At 67.3% G+C, this 12,964-nt stretch carries 10 protein-coding genes; 9 read left to right on the top strand and 1 reads right to left on the bottom strand.

All coding sequences use genetic code 11. The features are described from left to right. Nucleotides 1-69 precede the first annotated feature (69 nt). From ACZ7KI_RS25935 to ACZ7KI_RS25925, 3 genes are all read left to right on the top strand, one after another. Nucleotides 70-657 (top strand): formyltransferase family protein, encoded by a 588-nt coding sequence (locus ACZ7KI_RS25935; RefSeq protein WP_470275661.1) that lies wholly within the window; start codon nucleotides 70-72, stop codon nucleotides 655-657. 21 nt (nucleotides 658-678) lie between these two features. Then, nucleotides 679-1,872, top strand: a complete 1,194-nt coding sequence (locus tag ACZ7KI_RS25930) for an argininosuccinate synthase (protein ID WP_470275660.1) — start codon at nucleotides 679-681, stop codon at nucleotides 1,870-1,872. 110 nt (nucleotides 1,873-1,982) lie between these two features. Then, the gene (locus ACZ7KI_RS25925; protein WP_470275659.1) at nucleotides 1,983-2,369 is read left to right on the top strand and encodes a RidA family protein; all 387 of its coding nucleotides are present in this window, start codon (nucleotides 1,983-1,985) and stop codon (nucleotides 2,367-2,369) included. 875 nt (nucleotides 2,370-3,244) lie between these two features. Here the strand turns inward: ACZ7KI_RS25925 and ACZ7KI_RS25920 are convergent. Further along, the gene (locus ACZ7KI_RS25920; RefSeq protein WP_470275658.1) at nucleotides 3,245-4,225 is read right to left on the bottom strand and encodes a heme o synthase; all 981 of its coding nucleotides are present in this window, start codon (nucleotides 4,223-4,225) and stop codon (nucleotides 3,245-3,247) included. 299 nt (nucleotides 4,226-4,524) lie between these two features. Here ACZ7KI_RS25920 and tkt point away from each other — a divergent pair, with 299 nt between their 5' ends. Genes tkt through pgl form a run of 6 tightly spaced genes read left to right on the top strand, consistent with a single transcriptional unit; the run spans nucleotide 4,525 to nucleotide 12,681 of the window. Beyond that, the gene (gene tkt, locus ACZ7KI_RS25915) at nucleotides 4,525-6,627 is read left to right on the top strand and encodes a transketolase (protein WP_470275657.1); all 2,103 of its coding nucleotides are present in this window, start codon (nucleotides 4,525-4,527) and stop codon (nucleotides 6,625-6,627) included. Between the two features lie 10 nt (nucleotides 6,628-6,637). Further along, nucleotides 6,638-7,750 (top strand): transaldolase, encoded by a 1,113-nt coding sequence (tal, locus tag ACZ7KI_RS25910; RefSeq protein WP_470275656.1) that lies wholly within the window; start codon nucleotides 6,638-6,640, stop codon nucleotides 7,748-7,750. An 8-nt stretch (nucleotides 7,751-7,758) separates the two neighbouring features. Continuing rightward, entirely contained in the window at nucleotides 7,759-9,378 is a 1,620-nt protein-coding gene (locus tag ACZ7KI_RS25905; RefSeq protein WP_470275655.1) for a glucose-6-phosphate isomerase, read from the top strand. Further along, a complete protein-coding gene (gene zwf, locus ACZ7KI_RS25900; RefSeq protein WP_465503401.1) occupies nucleotides 9,375-10,904 on the top strand; it encodes a glucose-6-phosphate dehydrogenase in 1,530 nt (509 codons plus the stop codon). Before ACZ7KI_RS25905 ends, zwf begins: the two co-directional genes overlap by 4 nt. Further along, on the top strand, nucleotides 10,901-11,905 hold the full coding sequence (gene opcA, locus ACZ7KI_RS25895) for a glucose-6-phosphate dehydrogenase assembly protein OpcA (RefSeq protein WP_470275654.1): 1,005 nt from the start codon (nucleotides 10,901-10,903) through the stop codon (nucleotides 11,903-11,905). The genes zwf and opcA overlap by 4 nt, the downstream gene beginning before the upstream one ends. Beyond that, nucleotides 11,902-12,681 carry a 6-phosphogluconolactonase gene (pgl, locus tag ACZ7KI_RS25890; RefSeq protein WP_470275653.1) on the top strand — a complete coding sequence of 260 codons (780 nt, stop codon included), beginning with the start codon at nucleotides 11,902-11,904 and terminating at the stop codon, nucleotides 12,679-12,681. Before opcA ends, pgl begins: the two co-directional genes overlap by 4 nt. Nucleotides 12,682-12,964: the final 283 nt, after the last annotated feature.

The following is a 12,964-nucleotide window of genomic DNA, read 5'->3' as shown; positions in this document are numbered from 1 at the left end:
GCCCCAACCTGAAAATTGAGGCGGATTTCTCCGCGACCATTCAATCTAACCACATTAAGGCTGGGGGAAATGATCAAGGAGAGCGTTCTATTCATCGGTGACACCTCCCGCTGGAGCAAATTGGCGGCCAATTACCTCGAAGACGTATTCGAGCAGACGGACATACTGCTCTGGGACTACGGCGACCCCAGACCCGAAATCGTGAACACCTGGTCCGGCGACCATGTCTTCTGTTTCAAGGCCGACCTCGTACTCACTCCGGAACTGCTGTCGAGAACAAGACGAAGTTCGGTCAACTTTCACCCCTCACCCCCGCGCTATCGCGGCGTTGGCGGCTACCATTTCGCACTCGACGACGGGTGCTCGGAATTCGGCGTGACCTGCCACCACATCGTGTCCAAGATCGATGCGGGCCAGATCATCCAGGTCAGGCGATTCCCGATCACACCGGGCGAGACGCCACAGGGCCTGACCGAACGAGCGGCGGCGTACCTGTTGCTGCTGTTCTACGAAATGGTCGACCTCATCCGGACCGGCGCCCCCTTGCCCCGCTCCGATGAGGAATGGGGCGATCGCCTGTACACCCGAAAGATGCTCGACGAGTTCTTGCGCACCGGGCGAGTCGCTTCCCTCGACGCCTCGCTGTCCAGAGCTTAGTCGCGAAGGAGTGAGTATCAGATGAAGATCGTGCTGGCCTACTCGGGTGGACTCGACACATCACTCGCGCTGGCGTGGCTGCAACGCACGTACGACGCCGAGGTCGTGGCATTCTGCGCGAACATCGGCCAGGTGGAGGATCTTGGCGACGTCGAAGCGCGCGCGAAGGCAAATGGCGCAACGGCGGTACACGTCGAAGACCTCCGCCGGCCGTTCCTGGAGGAGTACGCGTTCCGCGCCCTGCGCGCCGACGCGGTGTTCGAGACGCGCTATCACATGGCGGCATCGCTGAGCAGGCCGCTCATCGCCAAGCGCTTGGTCGAGATCGCCGCCGAAGAGGATGCCCAGGCGGTGGCGCACGGCGCGACGGGCAAGGGCAACGACCAGATTCGCTTCTACTCGGGCATCGTGTCGCTGAACCCGGAACTGAAGGTCATCGCACCGGTGATGGAGTGGGATCTCACCACCAGGGCGAGGCAGATCGCGTTCGCGGAAGAACACAACGTTTCGGTGCCGTCGTTCAAGACAAGCCCATACAGCCGAGACACCAACCTCTGGGGAACCAGCGTGGAGTGCGGTCCGCTCGACGATATCTCGCTGGCGCCACCGGAAGAGGTCTACACCATCACGCGTTCGGCGGAGTCTGCGCCGGATGAGCCGCAGCTGGTGCGCATCGGGTTCGAAAACGGCACACCGGTCACCATCGACGGCGTGCGGTACGACGCGGTCTCCCTCGTCAAGCGCCTCAACGAGCTGGCGGGCACTCATGGCATCGGCCGCATCGACATCATGGAGAATCGCCTGGTCGGTATCAAGGTGCGCGGCGTGTACGAGGCACCGGCTGCGGCGGTCCTCTACGAAGCACACCGTGAACTGGAAAACCTGGTGCTCGAGCGGGACCTGTTCCAATACAAGGCTCTGCTCTCGAAGAAATACGCGGAGCTGGTGTACGACGCCAAGTGGTTCTCGGCGCTGCGGGTGTCGCTTGACTCGTTCTTCGACGAAGTGCGCGAACGCGTGACGGGCGAGGTGACCGTCAAGCTCTACAAGGGATCGGCAACGGTCGTCTCGCGGCAATCGGAGAACTCGCTGTACCACCTGGACTTCGCGTCCTACGAGTCCGAGGTCGCGTTCGACCACACAGCGGGAACCGGTTTCTCGTACATCTGGTCCATGCCGGGCCGTGTCTCGGGATTGCGCGGCGCGAATCGCTGAGCGCATGACCCCTTCGGGTTACTCGGCGGCGTGGGAGCGATACCCACGCCGCCGAATCCTCGATTCTGGATGCCGTATCCCACACTGGCGCCGTCCGAGGAGTTCGCCCGATGCTGACCGTCCAACACAGCCCGACCAACGGCGTCTATCCCGCCACCGCGGATTACGTGCACGCCATGGAGGTGCGCCAGGCCGAGCGGCTGCTCTTCGTCGCGGGCACGATGGGGCTCGATGAGCGAGGAGTTCCCGGTGAGACCCTGGCCGAGCAGCTGGACCTGATCTGGTCCAACCTACGCGCCATTCTCGCCGCCGCGGACATGACGGTGGACAACATCGTGCGCATCACGAGCTATCTGCGCGACCCTTCCTACGCGGAAGCCAACGCGGACGCTCGGGTGAAGGCCCTGAACGGTCGTGTCGTACCGACCACGGCGATCGTGGCTCAAACGCTGACCAGCAACTGGATGGTGGAGCTGGAGATCATCGCCGCCGGCTGAGACGCGCGTGAAGTACATGAAGGCCTCCTTCCCTATTTCAAGGTCCAGGGCCCCGGCAAAGTCGCATAACTGCTGGTCGGCTCCATCGCCAGAGCGGGTCAAGGCGAACGCGTCGTGGTGGACACGGCGGGAGCGGGCTCACACAAGGGGCCTCACCCGGGTCCGGACTGTCCATAAGGGACACTTTCCGAGACAAAATGCCCGATTTGGGCATCTTGCATGGTTTCGCGTGGCTGGATGGATGGCGCGTGTGATCAGACGGAGGACACGTGTGACTGGATGGATGACACGCGGAAGCGGCAGGTTTCGTCGCGTGTGTTCTCCGTTCACTCACGCGTGGCCTCCGCCGGATCACGCGTGTCGCCAGATGGCAGGTACCTAAGACACCAGTGACCCTCACCCGAACCGCCACTCACACCATTCCTCCGAAACCGCACCTATAGCCCCGCGGCATCCAGAATCAGGCCTGCCCTACCTCGGCTCACCCTTGATCAACGGAAGATCAGGGACGTTGAATGTCCCTGATCTTCCGTTGATCAAGCTCTACCTCGACTTCGCCGGGCCCCTGCTCTCAAGGTTAGAGTCCCGGCGAAGTCGCATAACTGCTGGTCGGCTCCATCGCCAGAGCGGGTCAAGGGGAACGTGTCGTGGCGGGAGCGGGTTCACGCAGCGGAGTTTCGCGAGGGGGCCGTGAGTGATTTGGGTCGTTCCAACCCTCAAGCTCCGCCACCGCCACCGGTGCGCGCGGCCCGTGACAGTCACCTGACCTGCAAGATCGCGACCTTGCCGGGACCCTGACCTTAAGCGCGGGGAAGGAGGCCTTCATGGCACAGCAGACCGGACTAGCCCGCCGTTGGGATCTGAAACACGACGATCTAGAAGGGCAGGCCGATGACAGGCAGCCCGATGGCCGAGTCGACGGCCAGCGCGACGAACACGATCATCAGGTACGTGTTCGACCGGTGGAACAGCGACATCGGCTTGGTCTCCTCGCCGCGCCGCACCGCCGCGTTCAGGCTGTGCGCGTAGAAGAGGAACCAGCCGCCCGCCAGGATCGCGAACGTCGTGTAGATCCAGCTGGTCACGGGGACCAGCAGCAGCGTCCAGGCGACCATCACCCACGAGTAGATGACGATCTGCCGCGCGACGTGCTGCGGGGTGGCGACCACCGGCAGCATCGGCACGCCGGCGCGCTCGTAGTCGTCGCGGTACTTCATGCCCAGCGCCCAGGTGTGCGGCGGGGTCCAGAAGAAGATGACGCCGAACATCACGAACGCGGGCCACTCGACGGTGCCGGTGACGGCGGCCCAGCCGATGACGACCGGCATGCAGCCGGCCGCGCCGCCCCAGACCACGTTCTGTGACGTACGCCGCTTCAGCACCAGCGTGTAGACGAAGATGTAGAAGAGGATCGTCGCGACGGCGAGGATCGCCGAGAGCAGATTCACCGTGAAATAGAGCACGACGGCCGACAGGACGCCGAGTGCGAGGCCGAAGATCAGCGCGCCGCGCCGGGGCACCGATTCCTTCACCAGCGGACGGCGCTTCGTGCGGTTCATCACCTTGTCGATGTCCGCGTCGATGACGCAGTTCAAGGCGTTGGCACTGCCGGCGGCCATGGTGCCGCCCACGAGCGTCGCGAGCACCAGCCAGGGCGACGGGATTTCCCGGCCTGCCAGGAACATCGCGGGAATCGTGGTGACGAGGAGCAGCTCGATCACCCTGGGCTTCGCGAGGGCGGCGTACGCGCCGACGACCTGGCGGATTGTTCGCCGGCCACCGTGCGGTCGTTCACCGGTCGGATGTACGGCGCTGGTGCTGTCACTGCGTCCGTGCGCAGCGTTCACCAACGACATTTCACTCCCTGCGTCAGTTTTCGGGCCGGGTCCCGCCAGGCTTCCGGGTGATGTGGCGGCCCCGGATCCCCGCGTTCTGAACCCTCGCTCGATGTTAGACGTGCTGTTTCCAGAGGGTGATCGCGGGTCCTTCACCGGCCGAACCATTAGGCTGGCCGGGGTAGCTCGCGGCGTGCTTCTGCGAACGGTCCGGAGCAGGAATATCGTCCCTTCCGGATCGATTGAGATTAGTAGCGGTGCACGTGGGTTATCCACGAGGGAAGAGAAGCCACAACCTGATGACGGGGAGTTCGAGTTCAGTGTCCGAAACCGCCTCTACCAGCGAGAAGAACCCACTCCTGGAGCGCAACGTGCCCGCCGACTGGACCGACCTCGACACGCGGGCCGTCGACACCGTCCGGGTGCTCGCCGCGGACGCGGTCGAGAACTGCGGCAGTGGCCACCCCGGCACCGCGATGAGCCTGGCGCCGCTCGCCTACACGCTGTTCCAGCGGACGCTGCGCCACGATCCGGCGGACCCCGAGTGGCCCGCTCGTGACCGCTTCGTCCTCTCCGCCGGTCACTCGAGCCTCACCCTCTACATCCAGCTGTACCTCGCCGGGTTCGGCCTGGAGCTGGAAGACCTGAAGCAGCTACGCAAGTGGGACTCGAAGACCCCGGGTCACCCGGAGTACCGCCACACCAAGGGCGTCGAGACCACCACCGGCCCGCTCGGCCAGGGCCTGGCCAACGCGGTCGGCATGGCGATGGCGGCCCGCCGCGAGCGCGGCCTGCTGGACCCGGACGCTCCGCAGGGCGAGAGCATCTTCGATCACTACGTCTACGTCGTCGCCTCCGACGGTGACATCGAGGAAGGCGTCACCGCCGAGGCCTCGTCGATCGCCGGTCGCCAGGAGCTGGGCAACCTGATCGTCTTCTGGGACGACAACGAGATCTCGATCGAGGACGACACCAAGATCGCGCTGTCCGAGGACGTCGTGAAGCGCTACGAGGCCTACGGCTGGCACACCCAGGTCGTCGAGGGTGGCGAGGACGTCGTCGCGATCGAAGAGGCCATCAAGGCCGCCAAGGCCGAGACCGGACGCCCGTCGTTCATCGCGCTGAAGACCGTCATCGGGTACCCGGCGCCGAAGAAGATGGGCACCGGCAAGGCCCACGGCGCCGCGCTGGGCGCCGAAGAGGTCGCCGCGGTCAAGGAGATCCTCGGCTTCGACCCGGAGCGGACCTTCCAGGTCGACGACGAGGTCATCGCGCACACCCGCCAGGCCGTCGAACGCGGCAAGACCGCGCGCGCCGAATGGCAGGAGAAGTTCGAGGCGTGGGGCGCCGCCAACCCGGAGCGCAAGAAGCTCGCGGACCGGATGTCGACCCGCACGCTGCCCGAGGGCTTCGCGGACAACCTGCCGAAGTGGGAGCCGGACGCCAAGGGCATCGCGACCCGCAAGGCCTCCGGTGAGGTGCTCAACGCGCTCGCCGAGCCGCTTCCCGAGCTGTGGGGCGGTTCCGCGGACCTCGCGGAGAGCAACAACACCACCATGAAGGGGGCCGACTCGTTCGGCCCGGAGAAGGCTTCCACCGAGATGTGGAAGACCAGCCCGTACGGCCGGACGCTGCACTTCGGCATCCGTGAGCACGCGATGGGCTCGATCCTCAACGGCATCGCGCTGCACGGCGGCACCCGCCCCTACGGCGCGACGTTCCTGATCTTCTCCGACTACATGCGCCCGCCCGTGCGGCTGGCCGCGCTGATGAAGGCGCCGGTCACCTACGTGTGGACGCACGACTCGATCGGCCTGGGCGAGGACGGCCCCACCCACCAGCCGATCGAGCAGCTCTCCGCCCTGCGCGCCATCCCCGGCCTCAACGTCGTCCGCCCGGCAGACGCCAACGAGACCGCGTACGCGTGGAAGGCCGTCCTGGAGGACGTCCACCACCCGTCGGGCCTCGCGCTGACCCGGCAGAACGTGCCGGTGCTGGAGGGCACCAGCGCCGAGGGCGTCAAGCGAGGCGGTTACGTCCTCGCCGAGGCGTCCAACGGCAGCCCCGAGGTCGTGCTGATCGCGACCGGCTCCGAGGTCCAGCTGGCCGTCGAGGCCCGCAAGACCCTCGAGGCCGACGGGATCCCGGCGAGCGTCGTCTCGATGCCGTGTGTCGAGTGGTTCGACGCGCAGGACCAGTCCTACAAGGACTCCGTCCTCCCGCCGTCGGTCAAGGCACGCGTCTCCGTCGAAGCCGGTATCGCCCAGTCGTGGCACCGCTTCACCGGTGACGCCGGGGAGAACGTCTCGATCGAGCACTTCGGTGCTTCGGCCGACGCCGCCACGCTGTTCCGCGAGTTCGGTTTCACCGCGGAGGCAGTCGTCGACGCCGCCCGTCGCTCGATCGCCAACACCAAGAACTGAAGGGGAAAGCATGAGCAACGACAAGCTCGCTCAGCTGTCCGAGGCAGGCGTCTCGATCTGGCTCGACGACCTGTCCCGTGAGCGACTGAACACCGGCAACCTCGCCGACCTGATCCGCGACAAGCACGTCGTCGGCGTCACCACCAACCCGACGATCTTCGCCAACGCGATGTCGAAGGGCGAGGCCTACGACGAGCAGACGAAGGAACTCGCCGCCCGCGGTGCCGACGTCGAGGCCACCATCCGCGAGCTGACCACCACCGACGTGCGCAACGCCGCGGACCTGTTCCGCGACGTCTACAACGCCACGAACGGGGTCGACGGCCGGGTGTCCATCGAGGTGGACCCGCGGCTGGCCAAGGACGCCGACAAGACGGCGGCCGAGGCGCAGGACCTGTGGAAGACCGTGGACCGGCCGAACGTGCTGATCAAGATCCCGGCCACCGAAGAGGGTCTTCCCGCGATCACCAAGACGCTCGCCGAGGGCATCAGCGTGAACGTGACGCTGATCTTCTCGGTCGACCGCTACAAGGCGGTCATCGAGGCGTTCTTCGCCGGGCTGGAGCAGGCCAAGGCCAACGGCCACGACCTCAAGGGCATCCACTCGGTCGCGTCGTTCTTCGTGTCCCGTGTGGACACCGAGATCGACAAGCGGCTCGACGCCATCGGCACCGAGGCTGCCACCGCGCTGCGCGGTGAGGCCGCCATCGCCAACGCGCGCCTCGCGTACGCGGCGTTCGAAGAGCTGTTCTCCTCGGACCGCTGGAAGGCGCTCGCCGAGGCAGGCGCGAACGCGCAGCGTCCGCTGTGGGCCTCGACCGGCGTGAAGGACCCGCAGTACTCCGACACCCGCTACGTGGACCAGCTCGTCGTCAAGGACACGGTCAACACGATGCCGGAGAAGACCCTCGACGCGGCCGCGGACCACGCCGACGTCACCGGTGACACGGTGACCGGCAAGGGCCCCGACGCGCAGATCGTCTTCGACAAGCTGCGTGTGGTCGGCATCGACATCGAAGACGTCTTCAAGGTCCTCGAGGACGAAGGCGTCGAGAAGTTCGAGAAGTCGTGGACCGAGCTTCTCGAGACCGTCAACGGACAGCTGGCAAAGGCGAAGGACTGATCTGGACCATGGCAGGGGAAACGACCGGCGTCGAAATCGCCGACGCCGCCCTGGCCGGCAAAGCCGCTCCGTTCGCGGAGCGGCTTGTCGCCGACCAGGTCGCATCGAAATTGGCGTCCCAGGACGCCACACTGTGGGGTCCCGAAGCCGAGTCCGAAGCGTCGATCCGTCTCTCGTGGACGACGCTGCACAAGTCCTCGCGGCCGTTGATCGGCGAGATCGAGGCACTGCGGACCGACCTGCGCTCGGAAGGGGTCGACCGTGTCGTCCTCGCGGGCATGGGCGGTTCGTCGCTGGCACCCGAGGTGATCGCCGCGACCGAAGGGGTCGCGCTGACCGTCCTCGACACCACCGACCCCGGCCAGGTGGCCGACGCGCTCGCCGGTGACCTGGAGCGCACGGTCATCGTGGTCTCCTCGAAGTCCGGCGGCACCGTCGAAACCGACAGCCACCGGCGGATCTTCGCGAAGGCCTTCACCGAAGCGGGCATCGACGCGGCCCGGCGGATCGTGGTCGTCACCGACCCCGGCTCCCCGTTCGCGGAACTGTCCGAAAAGGAGGGTTACCGCAAGGTCTTCCTCGCCGACCCGAACGTCGGCGGCCGTTACTCGGCGCTGACCGCGTTCGGCCTCGTCCCCGCCGGGCTCGCCGGCGCGGACATCGCCCGCCTGCTCGACCAGGCCGCGGCCGTCGCGGGCAACCTGGCCGAAGACGTCACTGAGAACCCCGCGATCAAGCTGGCTTCGGCCTGGGCCGCGGCCCACGAGGACGGCGCGGAAAAGGTCGTCATCGGCGACACGGGTTCCGGCATCAAGGGCTTCGCCGACTGGGCGGAGCAGCTGATCGCCGAGTCCACCGGCAAGCAGGGCACCGGTCTCCTGCCGGTCGCCGTCGAGGGGCCGGACTCCCCCGGGTTCGCCGACGCGAAGTCCGACGCCACCCCGGTGGCGGTCGGCCAGGCCGAAGGCGCCGCGAAGATCTCGGTCACCGGCCCGCTCGGTGCCCAGATGCTGCTGTGGGAGTTCGCCACCGCGCTCGTCGGCAGGCTGCTCGGGATCAACCCGTTCGACCAGCCCGACGTCGAGGCCGCCAAGAAGGCCGCACGGTCCCTTTTGGACAACCCGGACGCGCTCAAGGGCGGCGAAGAGCCGTCCACTGTGGACGGCGCGGTCCAGGTGTTCGGTTCGGCGGGCGTGGCCACCGACGGAAAGCTCGCGGACATTCTGCGGGCTTTCTTCGATTCCGCACCGGAAACCGGGTACATCGCGGTGCAGGCCTACCTCGACCGGCTCGACGATGCTTCGACGTCCCTCCTGCGCGGCGAGATCGCCAAGCGGACCGGACGGCAGACCACGTTCGGCTGGGGACCGCGGTTCCTGCACTCCACCGGGCAGTACCACAAGGGCGGGCACCAGAACGGTGTCTTCCTGCAGCTCACCGGCGCCGTCGAGCAGGATCTCGACGTACCGGACCGGCCGTACACCCTCGGGGTGCTGCAGCACGCGCAGGCGCTCGGTGACGGCCAAGTGCTCGCCGAGCACGGTCGTCCGGTCCTGCGCCTGCACCTCACCGACCGGGCCGCCGGCCTGGCCGAACTGGTCCGCGCGGTACAGGAGGCCGGCGAGTGACACGTGCCTGGAACAACCCGCTGCGCGATCCGCGCGACAAGCGGCTGCCGCGGATCGCCGGGCCGTCCAGCCTGGTGATCTTCGGCGTCACCGGTGACCTCGCCCGCAAGAAGCTGATGCCGGCGATCTACGACCTCGCCCACCGCGGGCTGCTGCCAGCCGGGTTCTCCCTGGTGGGCTTCGCCCGCCGCGACTGGGAGCACCAGGACTTCGGCGAGCTCGTGCACGATTCGGTCAAGGAGCACGCGCGGACGCCGTTCAAGGAGTCGGTGTGGAACCGGCTCGCCGAAGGCATCCGTTTCGTACAGGGCACCTTCGACGACGACGAGGCCTTCGACAAGCTCGCGCAGACGGTCAAGGACCTCGACGCCGAACGCGGCACCGGTGGCAACACCGCGTTCTACCTGTCGATCCCGCCGAGCGCGTTCCCGGTGGTGACCAAGCAGCTCGCCCGCTCCGGCCTCGCCGACGCGAGCGAGGAGACCTGGCGCCGCGTCGTCATCGAGAAGCCGTTCGGCCGCGACCTCAAGAGCGCCAAGGAGCTCAACGAGATCGTGAACGACGTCTTCCCCGAGGAGTCGGTGTTCCGCATCGACCACTACCTCGGCAAGGAGACGGTGCAGAACCTGCTGGCGCTGCGGTTCGCGAACCAGCTGTTCGAGCCGATCTGGAACGCCAACTACGTGGACCACGTGCAGATCACCATGGCCGAGGACATCGGCCTCGGCGGCCGCGCGGGGTACTACGACGGCATCGGCGCCGCGCGCGACGTCATCCAGAACCACCTGCTGCAGCTCCTCGCGCTGACCGCGATGGAGGAGCCGGTCTCGTTCGCGCCGCGTGCTCTGCGAGCCGAGAAGGTCAAGGTGCTTTCGGCGACGAAACCGCTGGGGCCGTTCGAAGAGACGACCGCGCGCGGACAGTACGCGGGCGGCTGGCAGGGCGGCATGAAGGTGCCCGGACTGTTGCAGGAAGGTGGCTTCGCGAAGGACTCGACGACCGAGACCTACGCCGCGGTGACCCTCGAGGTGCAGAACCGCCGCTGGGCGGGGGTGCCGTTCTACCTGCGGACAGGCAAGCGGCTCGGCCGCCGGGTCACCGAGATCGCCGTGGTGTTCAAACGGGCGCCGCATCTGCCGTTCGACTCGACCTCGACCGAGGAACTGGGTCAGAACGCGCTGGTGATCCGGGTGCAGCCCGACGAGGGCATCACCCTGCGGTTCGGGTCGAAGGTGCCGGGGACCACGATGGAGGTCCGCGACGTCACCATGGACTTCGGCTACGGGCACGCGTTCACCGAGTCCTCGCCCGAGGCCTACGAGCGGCTGATCCTGGACGTGCTGCTCGGTGAGCCGTCGCTGTTCCCGGTGAACGAAGAGGTCGAGCTGTCCTGGGAGATCCTGGACCCGATCCTCGACGCCTGGGCCAAGAAGGGCGCGCCCGAGCAGTACCCGCCGGGTTCGTGGGGCCCGCCGTCCGCGGACGAAATGCTGGAGCGTACCGGCCGGAATTGGAGGCGTCCGTGATCATCGACCTGCCGTCGACCACGACGTCGCAGCTGAACAAGAAACTCGTCGAGATCCGCGAACAGGGCGGGCAGGTGGCGCTCGGCCGGGTGCTGACGCTCGTCATCGTGGCCGACGACGACGAAAGGCTCGAAGAGGCGATCGAGGCCGCCAACGACGCCAGCCGGGAGCACCCCTCGCGGGTGATCGTGGTGGCCAAGGGCGCGCGGACCGCGGCACCGCGGATCGACGGCCAGATCCGGGTCGGCGGCGACGCCGGCGCGAGCGAGGTCATCGTCCTGCGGCTCTACGGCCCGCTGGCCTCGCAGGGGCAGAGCGCGGTCGTACCGCTGCTGCTGCCGGACGCGCCGATCGTCACCTGGTGGCCGGGTACCGGTCCCAAGGCGCCGGCCAAGGACCCGCTCGGTGAACTGGCCCAGCGCCGGATCACCGACTCCGCCGCGGAGAAGGCGCCGATAAGAGCTCTCACCACGCGGGCGAAGTCCTATGTGGAGGGTGACACCGACCTGGCGTGGACCCGGCTGACCAGCTGGCGCGCGCAGCTCGTGTCCGCCTTGGACCTTCCGCCGCACGAGAAGGTCACCGGGGCGACCGTGACCGGTGAGGCCGACTCGCCGTCGACCGAGCTGCTCGCGGGCTGGCTGGCCGAGTACCTGAAGGTGCCGGTCAAGCGGGTCAAGAGCACCGGCGCCGCGGGCATCATCTCGGTGACGCTGGACCGGCGTTCCGGTCCGGTGGAGCTGCACCGGCCGGACGGGCGGGTCGGCACGCTGACCCAGCCCGGCCAGCCGACTCGCCGGATCTCCCTGCAGCGTCGGGACAACAAGGACTGCCTGATCGAGGAGCTGCGTCGGCTCGACCCGGACGAGGTCTACGAGGCTTCGCTCCACGGGCTCTCGAAGATCTCCTCCGGCACGGCCACCAAAGCCGTCCCGGCGAAGAAGGCTCCGGCGGCTTCCAAGAAGAAGACCGCGGTCGCCGCGAAGAAGAGCGAATCATGAGCAAGACGGAGGTCGTCGTCTACGCGAACCCGGACCTCCTGGCCGCCGCCGCGGCGGCCAGGCTGGTCACCCGGATCGTGGACGTCCAGGCGGCCAAGGGCTCGGCTTCGGTGGTGCTCACCGGCGGCGGCACCGGGATCGCGATCCTGAAGGAACTCCGCGAGTCCAGTGCCCGTGACGCCATCGACTGGTCGCGTCTCGACGTCTACTGGGGCGACGAGCGTTTCGTCCCGGCGGACTCGGACGAGCGCAACGAGAAGCAGGCCCGCGAGGCCCTGCTCGACCACGTCCCGATCGACCCGAAGCGGGTGCACGCCATGGCACCCTCGGACGGCGAGTTCGGCGACGACGTCGACGCCGCGGCCGCCGCTTACGCGGAGGTCCTGGCGGCCGACGCCCGTCCCGAGGACCACGGCGACGTGCCGTCGTTCGACATCCTGCTGCTCGGCCTCGGCGGGGAGGGGCACACCGCCTCGATCTTCCCCGAGAGCCCGGCGGTGTACGAAAAGGAGCGTTCGGTCGTCGCGGTGCGCAACTGCCCGAAGCCGCCGCCGACCCGGATCTCGCTGACGCTGCCCGCGATCCGTCGCGCGCGGGACGTCTGGCTGGTCACCGGCGGCGACGCCAAGGCCGACGCCGTCGCGCTGGCGCTGGCCGGCGCGGGCGAGGTACAGATCCCGGTGTCGGGAGCACGCGGCGATCGCCGCACGCTCTGGCTGCTGGACCGGGGTGCCGCTTCGAAGCTCACGAAGATCTATCAGCCTCCGACGGCCTGACCCTTTTTGCGCGTGAAGGCCCCTTCCCTGAGTTGAGCCGCAAAGCCAGGAACTTAGGGCCGGTGGGCCGGATGGGTCGTGAGTGGCGAGTGTCGTTCTAACGACACCTACCACTCACGACCCCGTCGACCAACCGGAACCACGCCGCGAAGGTATCCCGCCCGAGCTCGGAGAGCTTTCGCCGGTCCGACGCTGGTGAAGTGTTGGAAGTCCGTGAAGGCCTCCTTCCCTACTTTGAAGGTAGGGAAGGAGGCCTTCACGGACCACGGTATACGGTCAAACA

The organism is Amycolatopsis sp. NPDC039088, assembly GCF_055598845.1.
This window is presented reverse-complemented; position numbering and strand designations above follow the sequence as displayed.

Excerpts from the sequence above, each read along its gene's own strand:
- ACZ7KI_RS25935 (WP_470275661.1), top strand. The coding sequence starts at position 70 with ATGATCAAGGAGAGCGTTCTATTCATCGGTGACACCTCCCGCTGGAGC.
- ACZ7KI_RS25930 (WP_470275660.1), top strand. The coding sequence starts at position 679 with ATGAAGATCGTGCTGGCCTACTCGGGTGGACTCGACACATCACTCGCG.
- ACZ7KI_RS25925 (WP_470275659.1), top strand. The coding sequence starts at position 1,983 with ATGCTGACCGTCCAACACAGCCCGACCAACGGCGTCTATCCCGCCACC.
- ACZ7KI_RS25920 (WP_470275658.1), bottom strand. The coding sequence starts at position 4,225 with ATGTCGTTGGTGAACGCTGCGCACGGACGCAGTGACAGCACCAGCGCC.
- tal (WP_470275656.1), top strand. The coding sequence starts at position 6,638 with ATGAGCAACGACAAGCTCGCTCAGCTGTCCGAGGCAGGCGTCTCGATC.
- ACZ7KI_RS25905 (WP_470275655.1), top strand. The coding sequence starts at position 7,759 with ATGGCAGGGGAAACGACCGGCGTCGAAATCGCCGACGCCGCCCTGGCC.
- pgl (WP_470275653.1), top strand. The coding sequence starts at position 11,902 with ATGAGCAAGACGGAGGTCGTCGTCTACGCGAACCCGGACCTCCTGGCC.